The sequence below is a fragment of the Paraburkholderia humisilvae genome (genome assembly GCF_902859855.1).
In the GTDB taxonomy this organism is placed as follows: Bacteria; Pseudomonadota; Gammaproteobacteria; order Burkholderiales; family Burkholderiaceae; genus Paraburkholderia; species Paraburkholderia humisilvae.
In genome coordinates this window covers 25947-49003 of sequence record NZ_CADIKH010000017.1, presented here as the reverse complement: position 1 = coordinate 49003, position 23057 = coordinate 25947, and the positions used below count along the sequence as shown (strand labels likewise).

The window sequence follows — 23057 nt, the reverse complement described above, 5'->3', positions numbered from 1 at the left end:
AGCATCATGTTGAGGATCATCGCCAATCGTCTGCTGGTCGCGGTGCCGACCTTGATTCTGGTGTCGATGCTGATTTTCGGCCTGCAGAAACTGTTGCCCGGCGACCCGGTGATGGCGATGGCCGGCGAAGATCAGGACCCGCAGCTGATCGCGGCGCTGCGCGTCAAATATCACCTCGACCAGCCGGTGCCGACCCAGTACATCCTGTGGGTCAAGGACGTGCTGCACGGCAATCTCGGCGCGTCGCTGCGCACCGATGTGCCGGTCACGTCGCTAATCGCGCAAAAGCTGCCGGTGACGATCCAGCTTGCGGTGATGGGGATGATCTTCGCGATCGGCATCGGCATTCCGGCGGGGGTGATTTCCGCCGCGAGCCGGGGCGGCCCGCTCGACTACGGCGCGAACATCTTCGCGCTGTCGGGTATGTCGATCCCGAACTTCTGGCTCGGCATCATGCTGATCTTTCTCGTGTCGGTGCGCTGGCATCTGCTGCCGTCGTCCGGGTATGTGCCGCCCAGCGAGGATTTCTGGCTCAGCATCAAGACGATGTTGATGCCCGCGTTCGTGCTGGGCGCCGCGCTCGGTGCGCAACTGATGCGGCATACGCGCAGCGCGATGTTGAGCGTGCTGCGCACCGACTACATCCGCACGGCACGCGCGAAAGGGCTGTTGCGCACGACCGTGGTCGTCAAGCACGGCTTTCGCAATGCGCTGATTCCGATCGTCACCGTGCTCGCGCTGCTGTTCGGCGAACTGCTCGCAGGCGCGGTGCTCACCGAGCAGGTGTTCACGATTCCGGGCTTCGGCAAGTTGATTGTCGATGCGGTGTTCAATCGCGACTATGCGGTCGTGCAAGGCGTCGTGCTTGTCACCGCGCTGTCGTTTATCGTCGTCAATCTGTGCGCCGATGTGCTGTATATCGTGCTCAATCCCCGAATGAGGCACAGCTGATGGCTACGCCCGCCGCTCCTGTCCGTCCGCCGTCGCCCGCTGCCCGCGCTGCCGGGGCGGCGCCGCTGCCGCGCCGCAAGCGCCGCGGACTCATCAAGTTCATGCGCAATCGCGCGGCGGTGTTCGGCGCCGCGCTCGTGCTGCTCACGGTTTGCATGGCGCTGTTCGCGCCGTGGCTCTCGCATTACGACCCGGTGCAGGCGAGCTTTCTGACGGTGCGGCAACCGCCGTCGGCCGCGCACTGGTTCGGCACCGACGAGCTCGGCCGCGACGTGTTCAGCCGTCTGCTCTATGGCGCGCGAGCGTCGCTGCTGGCGGGCGTTGTGTCGGTATGCATCGCGGTCGCGATCGGTCTGCCGCTCGGCTTGCTGGCCGGCTATTTCGGCAAGCTGATCGACGGCGTGATTTCGCGCATCGCGGATGCGCTGCTGTCGATTCCATTCCTGATTCTTGCGATCGCACTGGCTGCGTTCCTCGGCCCTAGCCTGACGAATGCGATGGCCGCGATTGGTATCTCGGCGATGCCGCGCTTCGTGCGCCTCACGCGCGGCCAGGCGCTCGCGGTGAAGGCGGAGGAGTATGTCGAAGGGGCGCGCGCGATCGGTCTTGGTCATACGCGGATCATCGTGCGTTATATCCTGCCGAACGTGCTGCCGCCGATCATCGTGCAGGCGAGCCTGACGATCGCGACCGCGATCATCGCCGAAGCCAGCCTGTCGTTTCTCGGTCTGGGGCAGTTGCCGCCGGCGCCATCGTGGGGATCGATGCTGAACACCGCGAAAGATTTCGTGAGCCAGGCGCCATGGTTGTCGGTCTTCCCCGGCGTCGCGATTTTCCTCGCTGTGCTAGGTTTTAACCTGCTAGGCGACGGATTGCGCGATGCGCTCGATCCGCGCGAGTCGTAGTGTTGCGTCGCTGGCCTCTTTCATTACTTTCATCCGCTTGAGTTTTTCATGACACGTTTTAACTGGCAGAACCCTTATCCGACGCAGCGCCTGCCTGTGTTCGCGCGCAACATCGTCTCGACATCGCATCCACTTGCCGCGCAGGCCGGCTTGCGGATGCTGTGGAAAGGCGGCAATGCAGTCGATGCGGCGATCGCCGCCGCCGCGGTGCTGACGGCGGTCGAGCCCGTGTCGTGCGGGCTCGGCGGCGACGCGTTCGCACTCGTCTGGGACGGCAACCAGTTGCATGGTCTCAATGCATCGGGCACCGCGCCGGCCGCATGGAGTGTCGATTACTTCAAGCGCAAGTATGGTGAAGAGAACGGCGTCGCGATCCAGCCGAAGCGCGGCTGGGACACCGTGACCGTGCCGGGCGTGATCGCCGGCTGGGAAGCGCTGCATAAGAAGTTCGGCAAGCTGCCGTTTGCCGACCTGATGGAGCCGGCGATCGAGATCTGCGAACGCGGCCATGCGGTGGCGAGCGTGGTCGCGCACAAGTGGGCGGCCGCGGTGCCGGAGCTGAGAGACCAGCCGGGCTACGCGCAGACTTTCATGCCGCGCGGCCGTGCGCCTGAAGTGAGCGAGCTGATTCGCTACCCGGGTCACGCGAAGACGCTGCGGCTGCTTGCCGAACAGGGTCCGCGCGCGTACTACGAAGGCGAAATCGCCGAGCGCATCGCCGCGTTCGCGCGCGAGCATGGCGGCGCGATGACAGCGGCCGACCTGCGCGACTATCGCGCCGACTGGGTTGAACCGATCTCGAAGACCTATCGCGGCTACAAGGTGCACGAGATTCCGCCGAACGGGCAGGGCATCGCGGCGCTGATCGCGCTCGGCATTCTCGAACAGTTCGACGTCGCGTCGCTGCAAGTGGACAACGTCGAATCGCAGCATTTGCAGATCGAAGCGATGAAGCTCGCATTCGCCGATATCTATCGTTATGTGGCCGACCCGCGTTCGATGGAAGTGACGCCCGAACAGATGCTCGACGATGCGTACCTGAAGTCGCGCGCCAAGCTGATCGATCCGCAGCGCGCGACGCACTTCGATTTCGGCATGCCGAAGGCGGGCGGCACGATCTATATGTCGGCGGCCGATGAGAGCGGCATGATGGTGAGCTTTATCCAGTCGAACTATATGGGCTTCGGCTCAGGCGTCGTCGTGCCGGACTACGGCCTGTCGATGCAGAACCGCGGCTGCGGCTTTTCGATGGATCCGAAGTCGCCGAACGTCGTCGAAGCCGGCAAGCGGCCGTTCCATACGATCATCCCGGCGTTCCTCACGCAGCAGGTGAACGGCCGCGACGAGGCGGTGATGAGCTTCGGCGTGATGGGCGGCGATATGCAGCCGCAAGGTCATCTGCAGTCGATCGTGCGGATGCTCGACTACGGCCAGCAACCGCAGGCCGCGTGCGATGCGCCGCGCTGGAAGGTGAATCGCGACTTCACGATCGATGTCGAGTCGACGCTCGATGCGCAGTGCGTGCGCGGACTGGAGCAGCGAGGCCACCAGATCAAGTCGTTCGACGATCCGTATATGGACTTCGGTTCGGGCCAGTACATCTGGAGGCTCGATCGCGATGAGCCGGAGCGCGGCTACGTCGCGGCGAGCGACAGCCGCCGTGACGGGCTGGCCGCAGGGTTCTGAGCGGCGGCGCGGCGGCGAGCCGCGCGTTTTATCTTTCACCTTCACCTCGCGGGCGGCGTTGAGCTGGCTCTCCCGCCCGCGGGGTTTCCTTCAAACCCACCGCTCGACCCACCGCCTACGCGCCGGACCGTGATCGCTGGAATGCGATCGAGCGGCCGGTGACCTTCTGTTGCCTGCGCAGCCCGCCTGCCGCCGCGCACCCATTTCCCGTTGCAAGTCTTGTAGTTAGCGAACGTACATGCATCCAATTCGCATCTCCGCTAGACTTTCTGACAATCTCATTAAGGAAAAAAATACCGGAGTCACAATGCGGTGGATTGTCCTTGCATGGTTCGTTATGAGCGCGGCCTATGTGTTCAATCGCGGCACCCAGCGGTTCAGATTCTGGCGCCAGTTGTCCGACCACTCGACGTTTCTCGCGCCGATCAACATCTGGTGTTATCTGCTGTCGCCTATCAAGGCGCGGCCATATATCGAGTCGTCGTGGTTTCCTGAACTCGAGCCGTTGCGCGCCCACTGGCAAACCATCCGTGAGGAGGCGCTCGCGGTCGATGCATCGCAGAAGATCAGCGCGGCGCCCGATTTCTCCGACATCGGTTTCAATTCGTTCTTCAAGACCGGCTGGCGGCGTTTCTATCTGAAGTGGTACGACACGCCGCATCCGTCCGCGGAGTCGCTGTGTCCGTTCACGACGAAGCTGTTGCAAGGCATTCCGTCGGTGAAGGCTGCGATGTTTGCACAGCTGCCGCCGGGCGCAAGCCTCGTGCGCCATCGCGACCCGTACGCGGGGTCGGTGCGCTATCACCTCGGACTCGTGACGCCCGCAGACCCGAAGTGCTATATCGATGTCGACGGCCAGCAGTACTACTGGCGCGATGGCGAGCAGGTGATCTTCGACGAGACCTACATCCACTACGCGAAGAACGACACGAACGTGTCGCGCATCGTGCTCTTCTGCGATATCGAGCGGCCGATGCGGTTCCGTTGGGCGGCCGCGGTCAATCGCTTCGTGTCGCACACGCTGATGCGTGCGGCGATGTCGCCGAACGCGGCGGGCGACCGCACCGGTGTGCTGAACCGGGTGTTCAAATATGTCTACGCGATTCGCCGGGTCGGCAAGAAGATCAAGGCGTGGCATCGCCCCACCTATTACATCGTCAAATGGGCACTGTTCGGCTCGATCATTGCCAGCGCGTTCTATCTGATCTGAACCCGCACGGCCTTGCGTGACTATTACATCCGTATGCGCGGCGGCTTGCCACGCCCGGATAAGACGAAAGTCACAAGAATGACCTTGTTTAGCTGCCTGTCAGTGCTATCACTTTAAAAGTTCTCGCGCGGTCAGGCTGCTGCTTCTTGCATGGCATCTGGCGCTGTTTGCTGTTTTCCATTGTCCTTGCTCGCCCGGTTGCACAGCCGCACGGGACGTCCGAAGTCTTCCATCGAACTGGCCGACGCGCGCGCCGCCATGCCGCGCGTCGCCTCATCCCGGAGAGTGAAATGGCAAAAATTCTGGTGCTCTATTACTCGATGTACGGACACATCGAACAGATGGCCGACGCCGTCGCAGAAGGCGCACGTTCGGCGGGCGCGTCGACGGCCGTCGACATCAAGCGCGTGCCCGAAACAATCTCCCCGGACATGGCTGCGAAGATTGGTGTGAAGCTCGACCAGAAAGCGCCGCTCGCGACCCAGGACGAGCTGCCGAACTACGATGCGATCATCTTCGGCACGCCGACTCGTTTCGGCAACATGGCGGGCCAGATGCGCCAGTTCCTCGATATGACCGGCGCCCTCTGGGTGAAGGGCGCACTGGTCGGCAAGATCGGCAGCGTGTTCGCGTCGACGGGAACGCAGCACGGTGGGCAGGAAACCACCATCACGTCGTTTCATTCAACCTTGCTGCACCATGGGATGGTGATTGTCGGCGTGCCGTATGCGTGTGCGGGGCTCGTCAACATGGAAGAAATCAGCGGCGGTTCGCCGTACGGTGCGACGACGCTTGCGGCGACAGACGGCAGCCGGCAACCCAGCAAAAATGAACTCGATATTGCGCGCTACCAGGGCAAGCATGTCGCCGGGATCGCCGCGCGATTGTTCGATTAGCGGCGGAGTAGGCGGGGCTCGACCCGTGCCGCACGGCGCGGGCAAGCGTTGAATGCAAGACGGCGAGCGCAATAGCGTGTCATAGCTTGCGCGCTTGCCTTGTGCGCGGCTTTGCATGGATTGATTGTTATATTATAACATTCGTGGATTGGGTAACTGGCTTTGTCTTTTCAATGAACCCTTTGCACGAGAGATCCATGAACAAGCTTCCCGTCACAGTGCTGTCCGGCTTTCTAGGCGCCGGCAAGACCACGCTGCTCAATCACGTTCTGAATAATCGCGAAGGCAAACGCGTGGCCGTCATCGTCAATGACATGTCGGAAGTCAATATCGATGCGCAGCTCGTGCGCGATGGCAGTCAGCTCTCGCATATCGACGAGAAGCTGGTCGAGATGAGCAATGGCTGCATCTGCTGCACGCTGCGGGAAGACTTGCTGGTCGAGATCCAGCGCCTCGCGAAAGAGCGGCGCTTCGACTACCTGTTGATCGAATCGACCGGCATTTCGGAACCGTTGCCGGTGGCCGAGACCTTCACCTTTCGCGATGAAGAAGGCCACAGCCTGTCCGATATCGCGCAGCTCGATACGATGGTCACGGTGGTCGATGCGTACAACTTTGCGCGCGATTACGGCTCGCATGATTTTCTCGCCGACCGCGGCGAAACGATGGGTGACGAGGACCAGCGCACGGTCGTCGATCTGCTCACCGAGCAGGTCGAGTTCTGCGATGTGATCGTGCTGAACAAGACCGACCTGATTAGCGCGTCGGATCTCGAGCGTATCAAGGGCGTGTTGCGCGCGCTGAACGCGCGTGCGCAGATCATCGAAAGCCACTTTGGGCGTGTGCCGGTCGAGCGCATTCTGAACACCGGTCTCTTCGATTTCGACGCGGCGGCGCAAGCACCGGGCTGGCTCAAGGAGATGCGCGGCGAGCATATCCCGGAGAGCGAGCAGTATGGGATCACGAGTTTCGTCTATCGCGCACGTCGGCCCTTTCATCCGCGGCGCCTGTTCGACTGGATTCAACAGGAGTGGCCCGGCGTCGTCCGTTCGAAGGGATATTTCTGGCTGGCGTCACGTCACGATCTGGTCGGCGAATGGTCGCAGGCGGGGGCCATCTCGCGTCACCAGCGCGCGGGAACCTGGTGGGCCGCGGTGCCCAAAGCGATGTGGCCGGAAAGCCCGGAGGCGCTGGATATCATCAGGCGCCGCTCGCAGGCCCCCTTCGGCGATCGTCAGCAGGAACTCGTGCTGATCGGGACGAACATGAACGAGGCCGCACTCAGAGCCCGGTTCGATGCCTGCCTGCTCGGGGATGACGAACTCTCACTCGGCGTGGATGGCTGGCTCGCGTTCGACGATCCGTTTCCGTCGTGGGCGCGTCAGTGACTTTTGATCGCCCGTTACAGCATATTGGATGCCAGTCACGTCGTTTTTTGTCTGAAGTACCTTTGCCGCTGCGGTTGCCAGCGCACAGACCTGTGCAGTCTCGCGAGCGCACAGTGATCGCACTGGAGCCCGATACCGATTAATTGAAAACCGACTGTTGCTATTTCGTCAAAAACTATACAGCGGCGGGTAATCCAGGCATAAAGTTAAAGTGCTTTATCAAGTCTTTTGTGCAGTGCGGGGGTGTGCAATGAAACGCAGAACAGCACGACAAATGGTTCGGTTGCTTTCCGATATCCGACATTCGACCAACTGCAGGGCCTTGCGAGCCGCCGCAGTGATCCGTGAGATGGAACTGGCGGAACTAGAAGCAGAAGAGGACGAACGGGATAGTCCGGACACCGCTCGGGAAGAGATCCGGGACAAACCGAGCTGGAGGACGTCGTGAGAGCGGCCGGCGAGCAGTCGCTGCGTTTCCTGGTTGATAAGTGGCTGGCGCCGGTGCCGTCGAGACCGGTGCGGGTCACGGAGTTCAGCCGCACACGCAGTGACGGTACACGTTACGTTCGCGTCGAAACGCTGTCAGCCGATGGGTTGCGCGCGCTCTTCTTTTTCAGGCATAGCGATGGTTTCTGGTGCGTGTTTCCACCGACCATCGACAGGCCGAGACGCTTGCCCGAACGATTTGTCGCTGAAGCCGCATAACGGGGGGCGCACAGACCGGGTCGCGCAAGCGGCTGCGCAGCGGTTGCGCAGCGGCGGCTCGCCGGAAGGTGCGATGCCTGCCTCAGTACTGCGCGGCCTTGTGCTCACGGATCGGTTGTTCATCTGGGCTATCGAGATCCATCGATCGCGTCTGGCGCGGCTCAGGAAACGCTCTCACAGCCGGACGATGCAGCTTGCCTGCGGCCATGCCATATCGGCAACACCTGGCAGACGATCAGCCCGATCAGCATCAGACCGCAGCCGAACGTCGCGCGCGCCGTTAGCGTTTCACCGAGCACGAGCCAGCCGGCAAGCGCGGCGAATACGCCTTCCATGCTGAAGATCACCGCTGCATGCGCAGGCGCCGCGTCTTTCTGCGCGACCACCTGAATCGTGTATGCGACGCCGACCGACAGCGCGCCGCCATACAAAATGGTCGGTGCGGCGCGCACGATGTCGGCGACACGGATCGGTTCACACGCAAGGGCGATCGCACTGCAGATCAGTCCACATGCAACGAACTGGACGAGCGCGAGCACGAGTGGATCCTGCCGGCGCGCGAATTTCCCGACGAGCACAACTTGGGCGGAAATCACCAGAGCGCCGGCCAGTTGATACCAGTCGCCGTATAGCATCGAGAAGTGCTCATCGACGCTCAGAAAGTACATGCCGATGGCGGCCAGCGCCGCGCCAAGCCAGGTGCCGAGCGCGGTTTGATGGCGCAGTACGACGCCCATCAGCGGCACGATCACCACGTACAACGAACTGATAAAGCCGGCGTTAGCGACTTTCGTGTACTGCAGACCAATCTGCTGCAGAGAAATTGCCGCGGCGAGGAGCAGGCCAAGCAATGCGCCGTCACGCATCAGCACGGCGCGATTCGGCGACAAGGTCTGCGCGCGTGCAGCCTGCGATTTTGCCGCGATCAGCGGCCGCATGCATGCAAGCAACAGCAGCACGACGCCAGCGCCGAGCAGAAAGCGCAGGCCGGTAAACAGAAACGGCCCGATTGTATCGAGGCTCAGGCGTTGCGCAACGAAGGCCGAGCCCCAGATGATCGCGGCAATCAGCATGAGCAGATTGGCGCGCAGGTGTTGTCGAGTCGTGGTTTTCAAGCGGAAGCGTTCTCGTAGCGAAGCGGTTGTACGAAGCAGTGCGAAGCGGATCGACGCAGCGCGGCATGGCGCTGTGAATGACGCGGTAAGTCGACATGATAATGGAATGCGCGATCGGGCCTGAAAGCGTCGCGAAGGCGGCCGGTCACTGGGGAAATACAGTTCAACGTGTCATCGGCAGCCTTGGCGGCCGGCACGAACGATAAGGGTCAGGCGAACCGGCTGGCGCACCACGCGCCATCTAGTTCAGCTGGTAGGAAAACGTCGCATTGATCCGTGGGCTGCGCGACGGGCTCTCGATCGGCGCATCCCCCACCGCTTTCGCGACCGACAGATCCAGGCTGTAGTACTTTGCGTCGGAAATCCGCAGGCCAAGCGCAATCGATGACAGACGGGACGGCGCCGGCGTGCCCGCGTGCAGGTACACGCGCGCGATATCGAACGACACGTAAGGCGTAATCGTGCGCAGCCAGCTCAAGCCGGGTGCGAACGCGCGGTTCAGTTCGAACGACGCGCCCCAGCCGGAATCGCCCGACGTTTCGCCCGGCTGATAGCCGAGTGCGAAGCGTTGCGCGCCGAACGAGATCTGTTCGGAGGTCGGCAGCGAGTCCGGGCTGTACTGGCCGGTCGCGGCGATCGTCGTGCCGATGCCGAGCGGCCACTGATCGCTTTGCGAAACACTGGCGCCGGTACGCACGAACGTGATCGATGCGGGGTTCTGCGTCGTCGTGCCGGGCACATTCGAGTCGCCGGCTTTCGATGCACCCAGAATGTCGAATGCTTTCGCGATGTTGATGCTTGCCTTGCGCACTGTGCTGCCGTCCGCTTGCGCATAGTCGGCCTGCAATTGCAGCACGCGTATCTGCGAACGCAAGCCGATCTGTGCGCCTGTGTCCTCGTCGTGATAACGGTCTTCGTCATGCGACGCATAGCCGGTCAACGAGCCGGTCAGATTGCGCGTATTCGATAGAATGACCGGCCACGTCAACGACGCGCCGAGCTTGTCGTTGATCACCGTACGCTGGATATTGGCTGGCAGGCCGGGATTATCTGTCGGATTGCCGCGGTAATGCGACGCATCGATCGCGGCCGCGACGCCGTCGCTGCCGATCGGCAAGCCACCGTGCGCGGCGACGTAAGTGACGTTGTCGCGTCCCTTCGGCAGCAGTGCGGATACGCTCAACTGTTCGCCGAGCGGCGTCAGCCCGTTTGTCGCAACCGTCACGAGACCCTGCACGCCCGGACGGTTGAAGTCGATGCCGGTGCTGACGTCGAACGGCTTGTGTTCGACGGTGAGTTCGAGCGTCGTCGCACCGTCGGTGTTCTGCGGCGGCGGCACGTTGGCGCCGACCTTGATGCCCGGCAGGCGGCCCATCAGGTTGATGTAGCGTTCGAAGGTCGCGCGCCGTAGCGGCCGGTCCGCGCTGATGTGCGCGGCGAGCGCGCGGATGCGCTGCTCGAGCGCGCCGGCGTTGCCGGTCAGCTTGATCTGCGCAACATAGCCTTCGACGACCGTCACACGCACCACACCGTCTTCGAATGTCTGCGCAGGTATGAACGCGAATGACAGCGCATAGCCGCGTTCCTGATAGAGCTTCGTGACCCCGTCGGCGACCTCGATCAACTGGCCGATGGTGACGTCCTTGCCGACGAGCGGTGTGAAGCGCCTTGCAACATCGTCGAATGGAATCGACCTGACGCCCTCGACCTCGATCTTCGATGGCGTCAGATGCCGTGCGAGCAGTTGCTGTAGCGGCGGCGTCTGCGTTTCGACTTGCACCGTGACGTTCGGCCTGTCCGGCGCGTTGATTTGCGGAAGCGCGTCCATTGGGTTGCCACTGACGGCGGGCCGCGTTTGCGCGTGGCCCGTGCTCGCGAGCGCCGCTCCAACGAGCAGCGCCCATTGTATTTTCCCCGTTCTCATGATTGTTCTACTCGTTGGTCGATCTTGTTTTGTTGCCTATGCCGCGCGAGCGAACCGGCGCTGCAGGCTTATCGAGCGCCGTCGCTTCGCTTGCGCTGCGAGCGGCTGCCGATCGTTCTTCGAACGGCGCACTGAAGCAGCGTCACACGCTCCGCTCGACGCAGCGCGTGTGATCGTAGACGTGTTACTTGCGTGCCGCGGGCGCAAGGCCGCCGAGCAGGCCGCCCACTGCGGACGTGAGTCCTGCTAACGGATTCGGGCCGTTGCCCGCTTTCGTGCCGCCGCCTGGGGCCGACGGGCTCGGCGGACTCGCGTGGCTCGCGCCGCCGGCGCTCGCCTGAGGCGTGACCGCGACCGACACATTGCCGGCGATCGCCGGCACCAGTCCGGCCACCGCGCCGAGCAGGCCCTTGCCGCCGTTCGAACCGCCGCCTGCGTTGCCCGCATTGCCGGCGCCAGCACCGCCGCTCGAGCCCGGTGTCTTGCCCGGCAGACCCAATACGCCACCGACAAGACCCGCCACGGGACCGGGCGTGCCGTTCGCACTGCCGCCTCCTGCGCCGCCGGTCAATCCGCCGAGCGCCCCGGTGAGTGGTGCGAGCGGATTGGTCGGGCCGTTCGCGCCGTTCGTCAGCAAGCCGCCGGTCGCGATCACGGTCTTGCCGGTATCGGCCACGACATCGCCAAGCCCGACAGTGAGCGGGTTATTGCCGCTCGTCGTACCGAGCGCGCCGCCCGTCTTGACGAGCGTGCCTCCGACGGTAGTCAGCAGGTTGTTGAGCGGCTTCCCGAGACCGGTGGTATCGCCGACCGTCTGCGTCGTCGCGGCGACCGTCGACGTGATCGGCGTGATCACGGCGCTCACCTGTTGTGTGACCTGCTGCACCGGCGCCGACGACAGTGTGCCGCCGAGCGTGGTGCCGAGATTCGTTACGCCCGTTCCGACGCCGCCGACTGCGCCGCCGACTACCGACGTGACAGGGGCGAGCGGTGCAAGCGGTCCGCTGCCGAGGCTCGTCACGAGATTGCCGCCGCTTGTCACCGTCTTGCCCGCGTCGCTCACGACGCCGCCGAGACTCGACACCGTGGTGCCGACCGGGTCCTTGCTCGCGCCGAGTTGTCCGAGTCCTTGTGCGATGCCGTTGCCGAGCGTCGTGACGGCATGGCCGGCATTCTGCACGACGTCGCCCAATGCCTGAGTCGTCTGCGGGCTGACGACCGGCAGCGTCTGCGAACCGATCGCGCTGCCAATGCCTGAAACCGTATTGCCGACATCGGACACGGCGCCGCCGGTATTCCCGACCACTGCGCCCACCTGATTCGCCGCAGCCGGCGTCGGAGTCGGCGACGGTGTGGGATTGGGCGACGGTGTCGGATTCGGCGAGTTACCGCCGCCGACGTTGCTATCGCCGCCGCCGGATGGGGTGCCGCTGGTTCCATTGGGATTGCCGCCGGTGCCTGTCGTATCGCCGCCACCCCCGCTGCCGCTGCCACCGGTGCCGTGACTCAACGTGCCTGAGCCGCCGCAGGCGCCGAGCGAAAGCAGTGCAGCGACGGCTGCGGCAAGCAGTGTGGTGTGTAGCGTATTGCTGATGGTCGTGGTCTTCATATCGCCCTCGGATTCGCGTGTGTTGTGGGTGCTGCTGAGCGCCTGTTACTGCAACAGGTGTGCCACCAGGCCCCGCAGGGCGATTGATTAGGGGTGTAAAACGTTTGGCGTGCGCCGCGGCATGCAAGCGCGCATGTGCAACGCCATCGGACGGGCAGCGAGACATGCGCGCGAATATGCGTTGCGCACCGGCGTAACGTAACGATTCACGCGCGCGTTACGCGCGCCGGCGTAACGCGATTGCGTAATGGATGGTTTAAATGATTTGCCGGATGCACGATTAATGAATTCACTCCGGGCCAGGGTTTAACTGCATATGCGCGCACTGTGACACTGCCGTTATGCCCTTATGAAAACTTGATGCGTGCGCAACGATGTTGCAAATCGTGGTTCAAGCGATCTATTATCCAAAATGACCGCGCTATAAACGGGGCACGCTTCGCGATGGCATCGTGGAGGTGCTATCGAAAACACCGCACGCGAATGACAGGGTGTTGGCAGGAAAAGTAGAGGCTGTTTGAAAGCGGACGCACAAGCAATGTGCACAACGATGTTGAGAGAGCAACTTCGTTCGTATCGCTAATAGATGTTTATGTGAAATGAATTGAAACGCCAATAATTCACGAGGGCCAAAATGAAAATGTTGATGGGGAAGTTCCTGAGAGAAAGCGACGGGGTCACCGCGATCGAGTATGGCTTGATCGCCGGATTAATCGCAGTCGTCATTGCCACAACGGTTGGGCAGATTGGTAACCAGCTCGAGACGATCTTCCAGAGCATTCTGACCGCATTGTCGTGAAGTAGTCCTCGCCGGCAGAACGGCAAACCAGATAGAAGCCTGGAAGCGCGAACGTCGGTGTGACGTTCGCGCGGCCTCTGCACGTGTGACGAGACTGGCGGTGGGCTGCGTCGTTGCGGCCACAACGTTCGATTCGCCTGGCGGATTTTCTATGACGATGGTTCTGGTCGAGCGCGTGCTATTTATCGTCTGGACGGCGGCGGTTGCCGTCTGCGATCTTCGCGGCAGGCGTGTGCGAAATGTTCTGGTGCTGGCTGGTCTGGCCGTGGCGTTGGCCAGCGCGTTGACCGCGCGTGCGCCGTTCGGCGTCGCAGCGGGGCCCGCACTGCTCGGCGCTGCCGCCGGGCTTGCCGCACTACTGCCCTTCTTCGCGCTGCGCGTGATGGGGGCGGCGGACGTGAAAGTTTTTGCCGTGCTTGGTGCATGGTGTGGCCTGCGACTGCTGCCCGAACTGTGGCTGATAGCGAGCCTCCTCGCCAGCGTGCATGCAGCGGGCGTGCTGATCGCGACGCGCACGCGCGTCGCGGCGCTCATCCGGCGTGGCACACCGACCTTCGAGTTGCACGGCTATCGGGCGACACCCTATGCGACGTGTCTGAGCGCGGCCGCGTGGATCTGCCTCGTCGTACACATGCCCGGAGGCGCGGCGCCATGACGACGGTCTGTTGCGCACGGCACCTTTGCGCTTTGCCCGCGCGCCGCGAGCGCGGCGTGGCTGCGGTGGAGTTCGCGCTGCTGTTTCCGCTTTTCTTCATCATCTTCTACGCGATCGTGACGTTCAGTCTGATTTTCGTCGCGCAGCAGAGTCTGACGCTTGCCGCCGAAGAGGGCGCGCGAGCGGCGCTCAACTTCCAGCAGGCGGACACGGTCGCGGACGCGCTCGCGAAACGGGTGGCGGCCGCTTGTGCGGCGGCGACCGGAATGGAGAACTGGCTCGCGGCGAGTTCGAGTTGCGTCGCAACGCCGAACCCGTGCACCTACGACGCGACGATGCAATGCGTGAGCGTCACGCTCAACTACAACTATGCGGCGCGCCCGCTGGTGCCGCCGGTGCCGCTGCTCGACGTCGTGCTGCCCGCGCAGTTGACGAGCACGGCGATGATTCAGCTCAACCCGGGGTATTTGCTGTGACACGTGAGACCTTCCTGTATGCGGCGCATGCGTCATCGGTTGTGCCACATCTGCCTGCATGCCGCCGCATGTGCGGCGCGTTGCCGATCAATCGTGCTGCTTATCCATCATGCAGAACCTGAACCGGATCATCGCGGGTCTTCTGTTCGGCGCGGCACTGCTGCTCGGCCTGTTCGCGTGGATGCTCGCGCACCGGCCGCCGCCCGTGCGGCCGGCCGTACCGGTTGCGCAAGCAGGCTTTCCGGTGGTCGTGACGACGCGTCCATTGCCGGCCGGCCAGCCGATTGCCGCCGATGCGCTGCACGTCGAGCGTTTGCCGATCAATCCGGCCGGCGCGTTCAGCGATCCGTCGCTGCTTGCTGGGCGGATTCCCGTGTCCGAGATCGGCGTGCAGGTGCCGGTGCTCGATGCGCAACTGTCGTCCGGACTCGCGGAACGTATCGAACCCGGCGAGCGTGCGGTGGCGGTGCGCGTCGACGAAAGCAACGCGGTCGGGAACCGGCTGCGGCCCGGCAATTTCGTCGACGTGTTTTTTACGTTGAAGCGCGATGGCGCGATCGGCGCCACGGCCGAAGTCGAGCGCACCCAGGCGCGCCTGCTGCTGTCGCGCATGCGTGTGGTCGCGTTCGGCAACGGCGACGGCGAGCAGTCGGGCACGCAGACCAATGCGGCCGCGCGCACGGCGGTGCTAGCGGTGCCGGTTGCCGACGTCGACCGATTGACGCTCGCCGAAGGAGCGGGCCGGCTCGTGCTTGCGCTGCGCAATCCGCGCGACACGGAGGTGGTCGACGCCACCGCGCTGCCCGCGTTCGTTGGCGTGCTGAAGACAGCCGCCGGCTCCGCGGCGGATGGGTCCGCATCGACGCGTGCGGCTGCTGGCATCGCGCTCGACCAGTTATCGGGTGACGCAGTGGGCAAACCAGCGGTGCCGGTCAAGCCTGACAGCACGCCCGCGCCCGCGCGGATCGTCGCGGGGGCGCGCCACGATATTGAAGTGATACGGGGAGGGCGCACGCAAACCGTTGCGTGGTGAGCGGCTTCGGGCGGGATGAAGCGCCTGCTGGCGTCTTCATGCGCGTGCGGGCCGCGTGAGGTTCGGGGCGCCTTGTCGCGCGTGTGCGCAGGGCGGGATATGCAGAGCGGTACGTGTTCGTGACGAATATGAAAAACCACCTTCTTGCCGTGAGCATCGCGGCAAGCCTGTGCGCCGGGCTGGTGTTCGGCGCGCCGGGGACAGGCCGCGCGGCGTCGGCTGCCGCGCGTGCATCGGCAACCGATGCCGCGCCGCTCGAGCTGGCGGTCGGCGAGCAGCGCCTGCTTGCGCAGGGCCGCTCGCTGCAGCGCGTCGCGGTAGGCGATCCGTCGGTGGCCGATGTGCTGATCGTCAAGGGTAATCGACGCGGTGGCGTGCTGCTGGTCGGCAAGGGCGCGGGCACGACACGTGTGATGCTGTGGGAACGCGGCAACGACACGCCTGAAACGATCGCGGTCAGCGTCGTGACGCCGGCGGCGCAGGCATTGCTCGGCGGCGATACGGGCACGGTGTCGGTGCTCGGCGGCGATGCGGTGATCTCGGGCAGCGCCGCTTCGATGGAAGCTCATCAGCGTGCGCTTGCCGCGGCGAGCGAGGCGGTCAACCATGCGGCCGATCGTACCGGGAGCGGCGCCTCGCAACAGGACAAGGACGGCAGGAGCGGCGTCGTGATCGACGTGTCGACTGTCGCCGCGCGGCCGGTCGTGCAGGTCGACGTACGGGTTGTCGAATTCAGCCGCGCGGTGCTCAAGCAGATCGGTTTCAACTTCTTCAAGCAGAACAACGGCTTCTCGTTCGGGTCGTTCGCACCATCGTCGCTGACATCCGCGTCGCTCGGTCCGGGCGGCGTGCAGATCCAGTCGACCATGCCGATTTCGTCCGCATTCAATCTCGTGTTCGGTTCGCTCACGCATGACCTGTTCGCGAACCTGAGCGTGCTGGAAAGCAATAACCTCGCGCGCGTGCTGGCTGAGCCGACCCTCGTTGCGCTGTCCGGGCAGAGCGCGAGTTTTCTCGCGGGCGGTGAAATTCCAGTGCCAGTGCCAGAGGCGCTCGGCACGACGTCGATCGAATACAAGCCCTATGGCGTCGGGCTGACGCTGACGCCGACCGTGCTGAGCCCAGAGCGGATCGCGCTGAAGGTTGCGCCTGAAGCGAGCCAGCTGGACTTTGTTCACGCGGTGACAGTCAACGGTATCTCGGTGCCGGCGATCACGACGCGGCGCGCCGACACGACGGTCGAACTCGGCGATGGCGAAAGCTTCGTGATCGGCGGGCTGATCGATCGCGAGACCTCGTCGAACGTCAACAAGGTGCCGTTGCTGGGCGACCTGCCGGTGATCGGCGCGTTCTTCAAGCAGCTTGACTATCAGCAGAACGACAAGGAACTGGTGATCGTCGTGACGCCGCATCTGGTGTCGCCGCTCGCCAAAGGCGCGGCGCTGCCCGATACGCCGGGCGCGCGTTCCGAGCAGCGCGACGGGCCGGTATGGCGTTCATTGCTGGGTGGCGCGTTGTCGACGGATGCGGCGCCGGGTTTTTCGAAGTAGACACGCAAGCGCGTAGTCATGCCGGTCGCGATGCCGGGCCGCGCGCTGCTGTGTGATGCGACATGTTGCACACACCCGCGGCGGCGGGGGTTCGGCCGGCAGGGATCGCAAAGGAAGGTGCACGATGAACACAAGAGTCAATGGCTTGACTGAACACCCGGCCGCGGAATATTTCGTGTTTGCTTCGGGTGTCGAGCGGCACGCACAGTGGCTTGCCGGCGCGCTTGCCGAAGCCGGGACGCTCGAACAGGTGGCGCTCGAGCCGGCAGTGTTCGCGCAGCGGATTGCGGTGGTCAATCCGCCGCTCGTGTTCGTCGATTTTTCCGGAGGCCATGGCGCAGCGGCGAGCGCGGCGGTACAGGCCGCGCGCACGGCGTCGCCGGAGCTGCCGGTGGTCGCGGTCGGCACGCTCGCCGAGCCGGACAGTGCGCTCGCCGCGCTGCGCGCGGGCGTGCGCGACTTCATCGACCTGGCGGCGGCGCCCCACGACGCGCACGCGATCGTGCGCAAGGTGATCGACAGCATCGTCGCGCCGGTGAGGCGCCAAGGGCGGCTCACCGTGCTGCTCGGCGCACGCGCCGGGGTCGGTGTGAGCACGCTCGCGGCCCATCTCGCGGTGCAATTGCAGCGGCGCGGCGCCGCGCACCGCCGCGAGGCGCTGCTATTCGATCTCGGCCTGCCTGCCGGCGACGGCACGCTATTGCTCGATATGCAAAGCGAACTTCATCTGGTCGACGCGGTGCGCAATCTGCGCCGCTTCGACCAGACCTTCGTGCATACCGCGTTGTCGCATCATGGGGGCGGTCTCGCGGTGATCGCACTGCCGCCGGACCTCGCCGAGTTGCGCCAGGTGTCGTGTGCCGCGTTGATCGGTCTTCTGAACCGGCTGCGCGCATTTTTCGATCAGCAGATCGTCGATCTCGGCGGCTTTCCGAATAGCGAGTTCATCGCGAACGCCGTCGAGGCCGCCGATGAAACGTGGCTGGTTTGCGACCAATGCGTCGCGTCGATCGTATCGGCCGCGCAGATGCTCGACGCGCTGCGCGGCGCGGTGCCCGATTTCGAGCGGCTGCGACACAAGCTGCGACTCATCGTCGGCCGCTACGAAGGCGAACTCGGGCTCGATGCACAGCAGATCGCGCAGCGACTCGGTATCGAATGGCTGGCGAATCTGCCGGATCGGCGCGTCGCGCTCGGCCGCGCGGCGAACCAGGGGCAGTTGCTGGTCGATGCGGCGCCGCGCGATCCGTATGTGCGGGCGCTCGATGCGCTCGCCGCGAGGCTGGAAGATGCACCGGGCGCGCGCGGCGCGGCAGACGGTCCGAACCACGCGCCGCGCGGCGGCGCGCATGCGCCAGCTGGCTCGACGGCCGCTGCAAACGTGTTCGGCGCGCTCCGGCGCCTTATTCCAACCTCGAGCAAGTGGTGATAGACGATGGCAAAAGACCTTGAATTTGCCGACGACGCGCCGGCCTTCGCTCATAGCCAGCAGTTCCAGGACATCAAGAATGCGGCGCACGAGCATCTGCTCACACGCATCGAGGAACTGGGCGCCGAGTTCGGCCGCTGGTCGCGCAACGCAATCAATCAGTTCGTCGATATGGAAATGGACGCCTTTGTGCGGCTGCGGCGGATTCCGATCAACGAAAGCGAAGTGAGGTCGATTGCCGAAGCGCTGACCAAGGAACTTGCGGGCTTCGGCCCGATCGAGGATCTGCTCAACGATCCGACGGTCGAGGACATCCTCGTCAACGGCTACAACGACGTGTATGTCTCGCGCCACGGGATGCTGGCGAAGATTCCGGTGCGCTTCGTCGACAACGCGCATCTGCTGCGCATCGTGCGGCGCATTCTCGCGCCGATCGGGCGGAGACTCGACGAATCGAATCCGATGGTTGACGCCCGGCTGCCGGACGGCGGACGCGTGAATGTGGTGATCGAGCCGCTGTCGATCGACGGGCCCGTGCTATCGATCCGCAAGTTCCGCAAGGATCCGCTGCGCCCCGACGATCTGCTCGGCAACGGCACCTATAACGCGGAAATCGGCGCGCTGCTCGAAGCCGCGGTGGAGGCGCGCTGCAATGTGCTTGTGTCGGGCGGCACGAGTTCGGGCAAGACGTCGCTGCTCAATGCACTGGCGTTTCACATTCCCGAGCGCGAACGCGTCGTGACGATCGAAGACACCGCCGAGCTGTCGCTGAATCATCCGCACGTCGTGCGGCTCGAGAGCCGGCCGGGCGGTTTCGACGGCACCGGTCTCGTGACGATTCGCGATCTGCTGCGCAATACGCTGCGGATGCGGCCGGACCGCATCATCGTCGGCGAGGTGCGCGGCGGCGAGGTGCTCGAGATGCTGCAGGCGATGAACACGGGTCACGACGGCTCGATGGGCACCGTGCACGCGAGCTCGCCGCGCGAGTGCCTGTACCGGCTCGAGATGCTGGCCGGTTTTGCGGGCTTCCAGGGCGCGGAGTCGAGTTTGCGGCGGCAGATCGCAAATGCGATCGACTTTATCGTGCAGATCGGCCGGCTGTCGAACGGGCGGCGGCGGATTCTGTCGGTGACCGAAGTCACGGGGATGTCGGACACGCTAATCGCCACCCAGGAGCTGTACCGCTACGAGCCGGCGACGACACCCGAAGGCGAGGAGATCGACCGCTGGACGTCGCTCGGTATTCATCCGCATTCGCCGAAACTCGCGCGCTTCAGGCAGAACCTGGGCGCCACGCAGGGCGGCGGCTTCGGCAGCGCGTTCGGCGATCAGGCCGGCGGGTTCGAGGGTGGTCCCGGCGGTGGCTTTGGTGGCGGCTTTGGTGGAAAAGGGGGCTTCAATGTCTAGCGCTGCGCAGCTCGCTGCCGCGCTCGCGCTGTTGTGCGCGGCAGCGGCGCTATGGTTCGCGCGGCGTGGTGTGCAGCGTAGCGAACGCAGCAGCACGGAGCGTTTCATCGACAGCCATATCGCCGGCGCCGCGGCGCGCGGCGCGGCTACCGACGCCGCGGCCGTCCGGCGAGCCGGCGGCACTGGCCCGCATGCGCCGCGTAGCGCGACCGCACATGCAACTGGCCGTGCGAGGCGGCGCGGGCGCTGGAAGACGCTGATGACGACGGCGGCCGGCGCGCTTCACGGCACGTTGAGCCGTGCCGGCCTCGCCGATCTGCGCGCACCGCTCTTTGCCGCCGTCCTGTGCGGGATGCTGCTGAGCATGCTCGCGGCCGCTTTCGGTGGTCCGTTTGCGGCGGGCGCGACACTCGTCGTCTGCGGTGTCGCGCTGTATGTGCTGCTGGCGTGGCGCACGCGCACGCGGCGCCGGCGCATCGTGCGGCAATTGCCGTCGTTTCTCGACGGCATCGTGCGGCTCGTCGTGCTCGGCAACAGCGTGCCGGCCGCTTTCCAGTCAGCCGTGCAGGTCGCCGAGGCGCCGTTGCGCGAGTGCCTCGATCACGTATCGCGGATGCTGCGCACCGGGGTCGAGATCGACCACGCGTTGCAGCACGCCAGCGAGCTTTATCGCGTCAGCGAATTCGAAATGGTCGGCTCCGTGCTGCGCCTATCGGTCAAGTATGGAGGCCGCGCCGACACGATGCTCGACCGGATGGCCACGTTCATGCGCGATCTCGAACAGGCCGAGCGCGAGCTGTCGGCGATGTCGGCGGAGACGCGGCTGTCGTCGTGGGTGCTTGCGCTTTTGCCGATCGGCATCGGTGGGTTCCTGATCCTGTCGAACCCGCGCTACTTCGCGTCGATGTGGCACGACAGCACCGGACGCGAACTCGTCTATGCCGCGTTCGGGCTGCAGTCGGTCGGCGTGCTGCTGCTGTATCGGCTCGCGCGGCTGAGGAAGTGAGTATGGCACCCGACCGGATCGCCGTTGTCGCGCTCGTGCTCGCCGCGTTGGCGATGCTGCTGCTGGCCGGCTCGCTGCTGCGGCGCATTGCGTCCGGGCAGCGCAGCGCGCGCACGCTTGCCGGTGCGCTCGAACGGCACGCGGCGCAGACCGTTGCTTCCGCAACCGTTGCGGGGCCGCGCGCGCGACCGGCCCGCGGTGCGCTCGAACGCGCGGCACGAATCGGCATCGGCTGGCTCGATACGCGGGCTGGGCGCCTGATCGTCGCAAACGAAGACCGGCGCCTGCTCGAGCAGTGTGGTTTCGTCGACGCGCGGGCGCGCGGTCTCTTTCTGATTGCGCGGCTCGGCTGCGCGTGCGTGCTGCCGGCCGTCGCGGCCGTGTGCGCGGACGGTCGTGTCGCCGGCCCGCGTTATCTGGCGGTGCTGCTTGTCGCGCTGGTGTGCGGCTTCATGCTGCCCAAGATTTTCGTGAAGCGGCGCGCGGTGGCGCGGCGCGAAGCGGTCGTCGACGAACTGCCGGTGCTGATCGATCTGCTGCGTCTGCTGCAGGGCGTCGGGTTATCGCTCGACCAGAGTCTGCAGGTCACGATCAACGACTTTCGCCGCATGCTGCCGGTGCTGTGCGGTGAACTGGAAATCGCACAGCGCCAGTTCGTCGCGGGTCGCACGCGCGAGCAGTCGCTGCAGCGCCTTGCGTCGAGCTTCGAAAACGACGACCTGCGGGCGATCGTGCGGTTGCTGATCCAGGTCGACCGTCATGGCGGAGCGGTCCAGGAGCCGCTCAGGCAGTTCGGCGACCGGCTGCGCGAAGGGCGTCGCGCGTTGATGCGCGAAAAAATCGGACGCCTGACCGTGAAGATGACCGGCGTGATGATCGTCACGCTGCTTCCTGCGCTTCTGATTGTGACCGCGGGGCCGGGCGTGCTCGCAGTGCTGCATTCGCTGTCGCAACATGCTTACTCTCAGCATCGCCAAGGAAAATGATCATGAGTTGTCGAATGAAAAATGCGTTCGCGGGAGCGGCGCGCTGCGCGCTGGTGGGACTCGCGTGCGTGCTGTGCGGCGCGTGCTCGGTCAGTCCGGCCGGCTACGGGGTCGGGCCGCAGGCCGAACGCGCAGCGGAGCTGCAACAGACTCAGCGGGAGCCGGCCCCCGACACGCCCGGCATGTACCTCGCACTGATCGATCGGATGCAGGCTCAGGGGCTCTATTACGCGTCGCTCGCTCATATCGACGCATACGACAGGCAATCCGGTGCGACGCCCGATTCGATTCTGCTGCGTGCGGACGCGCTGCGTGCGACCGGCCAGCCGGCCGCGAGCGCGGACGCGTACCGGCAGTTGCTGACAACGCCGCTTGCCGCACGCGCGTATCGCGGACTCGGCCTGCTGGCCGGCGCGGCGGGCGATTTCGCTGCTGCAGCGGGCCAGCTCGAGCAGGCGGTACAGCTCGCGCCGACCGATGCGGCGACGCTGTCCGACCTCGGTTATGCGCGACTGCGCGCCGGCGATATTCTGGGGGCGCGCGTGCCACTGCTGAAGGCTGTCGAACTCGACAGCCGCAATCCGAAGATCGTCGCCAATGTCGTGCTGTATCTGAGCGCGGATGGACAAGACGAGCAGGCGCAGGCGCTGATCGACGCTCAGAAGCTGTCGCCCGAGGTGCGCGCGCGGATTCGCGACGAGACGGCGCGGGTGCGGATCGCGGCGAGCCATGCGCGGTCCTCCGCACAGGACGCTCGCGCGCAGCCGGTCGCCAGTGCGCACGAGAGCGAACCCGTGGCGCCGCTGCTGCAGCGGTTCGCGCAATGACGCAGAGATTTCGGGAGATGAACATGATCGCAGGCGTGGTGCGCGGTGTGAGCGGTGCCAAGGCTGTCGACGCAGTGGAACGTGCCGGCGGGCGGGCGTTATTCATGAGGCAGAGCGCTTGTCGCAGTCCGCTGGTTTGCGTCGCGCTGGCCGCGTGCGCGGTTGCGCTGGCTTGCGGCGCCGTGCAGTCCGCTGCCGCGCAGACCCAGCCGGGCGCGAGCGCCGTGGCACCCGCGGCGCTAGCCGCCGACGCGCACGCGCCGCACGCCAGCGAAGTCGGTCACGCCACGCTGAGCTGGCTCGACCTGCAGCGCAGCGGCCGCGAAGCGGCGCCGGCCCAGACGATGCTCGGCGCGGAGGCCACGCTTGCGTACCAGCGCTACCTCGAGTCGTTCAGAACGAAGATTCCCGCTTCGTTCGGCTCGTCGATCGACACCGGTTACACCGGCAATCAGTTGCATGTCGACTATACGAATAGCGGCGGTGCGCAGAACTGA

The 23057-nt window shown here is 64.8% G+C and carries 21 protein-coding genes; 18 read left to right on the top strand and 3 right to left on the bottom strand.

Going from position 1 to position 23057, the window contains the following annotated elements; all coding sequences use genetic code 11:
* Positions 1-6 precede the first annotated feature (6 nt).
* From HV796_RS19115 to HV796_RS19085, 7 genes are all read left to right on the top strand, one after another.
* Positions 7-951, top strand: coding sequence for an ABC transporter permease (locus HV796_RS19115; RefSeq protein WP_175228062.1), 945 nt, complete (start codon positions 7-9; stop codon positions 949-951).
* Positions 951-1856 (top strand): ABC transporter permease, encoded by a 906-nt coding sequence (locus HV796_RS19110; protein ID WP_217477943.1) that lies wholly within the window; start codon positions 951-953, stop codon positions 1854-1856. Before HV796_RS19115 ends, HV796_RS19110 begins: the two co-directional genes overlap by 1 nt.
* A 48-nt stretch (positions 1857-1904) precedes the next feature.
* Positions 1905-3542 (top strand): gamma-glutamyltransferase family protein, encoded by a 1638-nt coding sequence (locus HV796_RS19105; protein WP_175228061.1) that lies wholly within the window; start codon positions 1905-1907, stop codon positions 3540-3542.
* A 307-nt stretch (positions 3543-3849) separates the two neighbouring features.
* The gene (locus tag HV796_RS19100) at positions 3850-4752 is read left to right on the top strand and encodes an aspartyl/asparaginyl beta-hydroxylase domain-containing protein (protein ID WP_175228060.1); all 903 of its coding nucleotides are present in this window, start codon (positions 3850-3852) and stop codon (positions 4750-4752) included.
* A gap of 290 nt (positions 4753-5042) precedes the next feature.
* Positions 5043-5648 (top strand): NAD(P)H:quinone oxidoreductase, encoded by a 606-nt coding sequence (wrbA, locus tag HV796_RS19095; RefSeq protein ID WP_175228059.1) that lies wholly within the window; start codon positions 5043-5045, stop codon positions 5646-5648.
* 197 nt (positions 5649-5845) lie between these two features.
* On the top strand, positions 5846-7036 hold the full coding sequence (zigA, locus tag HV796_RS19090) for a zinc metallochaperone GTPase ZigA (protein WP_175228058.1): 1191 nt from the start codon (positions 5846-5848) through the stop codon (positions 7034-7036).
* A 444-nt stretch (positions 7037-7480) separates the two neighbouring features.
* A complete protein-coding gene (locus HV796_RS19085; RefSeq protein WP_175228057.1) occupies positions 7481-7741 on the top strand; it encodes a hypothetical protein in 261 nt (86 codons plus the stop codon).
* Positions 7742-7902: 161 nt separating this feature from the next.
* On the opposite strand, the gene HV796_RS19080 is transcribed toward HV796_RS19085, so the two are convergent.
* From HV796_RS19080 to HV796_RS19070, 3 genes are all read right to left on the bottom strand, one after another.
* Positions 7903-8856: a DMT family transporter gene (locus HV796_RS19080; protein WP_175228056.1), complete on the bottom strand. Its 954-nt coding sequence runs from the start codon at positions 8854-8856 to the stop codon at positions 7903-7905.
* A gap of 241 nt (positions 8857-9097) precedes the next feature.
* Positions 9098-10780, bottom strand: coding sequence for a ShlB/FhaC/HecB family hemolysin secretion/activation protein (locus tag HV796_RS19075; protein ID WP_175228055.1), 1683 nt, complete (start codon positions 10778-10780; stop codon positions 9098-9100).
* Positions 10781-10964: 184 nt separating this feature from the next.
* Positions 10965-12389, bottom strand: coding sequence for a collagen-like triple helix repeat-containing protein (locus HV796_RS19070; protein WP_175228054.1), 1425 nt, complete (start codon positions 12387-12389; stop codon positions 10965-10967).
* A 634-nt stretch (positions 12390-13023) separates the two neighbouring features.
* Between HV796_RS19070 and HV796_RS19065 the strand changes: the two genes are divergently transcribed.
* The 11 genes from HV796_RS19065 (at position 13024) to HV796_RS19015 (ending at position 23057) form a co-directional block, all read left to right on the top strand.
* On the top strand, positions 13024-13188 hold the full coding sequence (locus tag HV796_RS19065; RefSeq protein WP_175228053.1) for a Flp family type IVb pilin: 165 nt from the start codon (positions 13024-13026) through the stop codon (positions 13186-13188).
* Between the two features lie 157 nt (positions 13189-13345).
* On the top strand, positions 13346-13843 hold the full coding sequence (locus tag HV796_RS19060) for an A24 family peptidase (RefSeq protein WP_175228176.1): 498 nt from the start codon (positions 13346-13348) through the stop codon (positions 13841-13843).
* On the top strand, positions 13840-14319 hold the full coding sequence (locus HV796_RS19055; RefSeq protein ID WP_175228052.1) for a TadE/TadG family type IV pilus assembly protein: 480 nt from the start codon (positions 13840-13842) through the stop codon (positions 14317-14319). The genes HV796_RS19060 and HV796_RS19055 overlap by 4 nt, the downstream gene beginning before the upstream one ends.
* Positions 14320-14425: 106 nt before the next feature.
* A complete protein-coding gene (gene cpaB / locus HV796_RS19050) occupies positions 14426-15352 on the top strand; it encodes a Flp pilus assembly protein CpaB (RefSeq protein WP_175228175.1) in 927 nt (308 codons plus the stop codon).
* 128 nt (positions 15353-15480) lie between these two features.
* Complete coding sequence (locus HV796_RS19045; protein ID WP_175228051.1) at positions 15481-16902, top strand: type II and III secretion system protein family protein; 1422 nt, start codon at positions 15481-15483, stop codon at positions 16900-16902.
* A gap of 124 nt (positions 16903-17026) precedes the next feature.
* Positions 17027-18331: a fimbrial protein gene (locus HV796_RS19040; protein WP_175228050.1), complete on the top strand. Its 1305-nt coding sequence runs from the start codon at positions 17027-17029 to the stop codon at positions 18329-18331.
* Positions 18332-18337: 6 nt separating this feature from the next.
* A complete protein-coding gene (locus HV796_RS19035; RefSeq protein WP_175228049.1) occupies positions 18338-19741 on the top strand; it encodes a TadA family conjugal transfer-associated ATPase in 1404 nt (467 codons plus the stop codon).
* Positions 19734-20747 carry a type II secretion system F family protein gene (locus tag HV796_RS19030; protein ID WP_175228048.1) on the top strand — a complete coding sequence of 338 codons (1014 nt, stop codon included), beginning with the start codon at positions 19734-19736 and terminating at the stop codon, positions 20745-20747. The genes HV796_RS19035 and HV796_RS19030 overlap by 8 nt, the downstream gene beginning before the upstream one ends.
* 2 nt (positions 20748-20749) lie before the next feature.
* A complete protein-coding gene (locus tag HV796_RS19025; RefSeq protein WP_175228047.1) occupies positions 20750-21733 on the top strand; it encodes a type II secretion system F family protein in 984 nt (327 codons plus the stop codon).
* A 14-nt stretch (positions 21734-21747) separates the two neighbouring features.
* Complete coding sequence (locus HV796_RS19020) at positions 21748-22560, top strand: tetratricopeptide repeat protein (RefSeq protein ID WP_175228046.1); 813 nt, start codon at positions 21748-21750, stop codon at positions 22558-22560.
* A gap of 23 nt (positions 22561-22583) precedes the next feature.
* Positions 22584-23057: a DUF3613 domain-containing protein gene (locus HV796_RS19015; protein WP_246355929.1), complete on the top strand. Its 474-nt coding sequence runs from the start codon at positions 22584-22586 to the stop codon at positions 23055-23057.

Bases quoted from the DNA above. Each gene is read 5' to 3' on its own strand.
- HV796_RS19100 (WP_175228060.1), top strand. From the start codon at position 3,850: ATGCGGTGGATTGTCCTTGCATGGTTCGTTATGAGCGCGGCCTATGTG.
- HV796_RS19115 (WP_175228062.1), top strand. From the start codon at position 7: ATGTTGAGGATCATCGCCAATCGTCTGCTGGTCGCGGTGCCGACCTTG.
- HV796_RS19065 (WP_175228053.1), top strand. From the start codon at position 13,024: ATGAAAATGTTGATGGGGAAGTTCCTGAGAGAAAGCGACGGGGTCACC.
- HV796_RS19105 (WP_175228061.1), top strand. From the start codon at position 1,905: ATGACACGTTTTAACTGGCAGAACCCTTATCCGACGCAGCGCCTGCCT.
- HV796_RS19045 (WP_175228051.1), top strand. From the start codon at position 15,481: ATGAAAAACCACCTTCTTGCCGTGAGCATCGCGGCAAGCCTGTGCGCC.
- HV796_RS19035 (WP_175228049.1), top strand. From the start codon at position 18,338: ATGGCAAAAGACCTTGAATTTGCCGACGACGCGCCGGCCTTCGCTCAT.
- HV796_RS19025 (WP_175228047.1), top strand. From the start codon at position 20,750: ATGGCACCCGACCGGATCGCCGTTGTCGCGCTCGTGCTCGCCGCGTTG.
- HV796_RS19070 (WP_175228054.1), bottom strand. From the start codon at position 12,389: ATGAAGACCACGACCATCAGCAATACGCTACACACCACACTGCTTGCC.
- HV796_RS19110 (WP_217477943.1), top strand. From the start codon at position 951: ATGGCTACGCCCGCCGCTCCTGTCCGTCCGCCGTCGCCCGCTGCCCGC.
- HV796_RS19060 (WP_175228176.1), top strand. From the start codon at position 13,346: ATGGTTCTGGTCGAGCGCGTGCTATTTATCGTCTGGACGGCGGCGGTT.
- zigA (WP_175228058.1), top strand. From the start codon at position 5,846: ATGAACAAGCTTCCCGTCACAGTGCTGTCCGGCTTTCTAGGCGCCGGC.
- HV796_RS19030 (WP_175228048.1), top strand. From the start codon at position 19,734: ATGTCTAGCGCTGCGCAGCTCGCTGCCGCGCTCGCGCTGTTGTGCGCG.
- HV796_RS19015 (WP_246355929.1), top strand. From the start codon at position 22,584: ATGATCGCAGGCGTGGTGCGCGGTGTGAGCGGTGCCAAGGCTGTCGAC.
- HV796_RS19055 (WP_175228052.1), top strand. From the start codon at position 13,840: ATGACGACGGTCTGTTGCGCACGGCACCTTTGCGCTTTGCCCGCGCGC.
- HV796_RS19040 (WP_175228050.1), top strand. From the start codon at position 17,027: ATGAACACAAGAGTCAATGGCTTGACTGAACACCCGGCCGCGGAATAT.
- wrbA (WP_175228059.1), top strand. From the start codon at position 5,043: ATGGCAAAAATTCTGGTGCTCTATTACTCGATGTACGGACACATCGAA.
- HV796_RS19020 (WP_175228046.1), top strand. From the start codon at position 21,748: ATGAAAAATGCGTTCGCGGGAGCGGCGCGCTGCGCGCTGGTGGGACTC.
- HV796_RS19075 (WP_175228055.1), bottom strand. From the start codon at position 10,780: ATGAGAACGGGGAAAATACAATGGGCGCTGCTCGTTGGAGCGGCGCTC.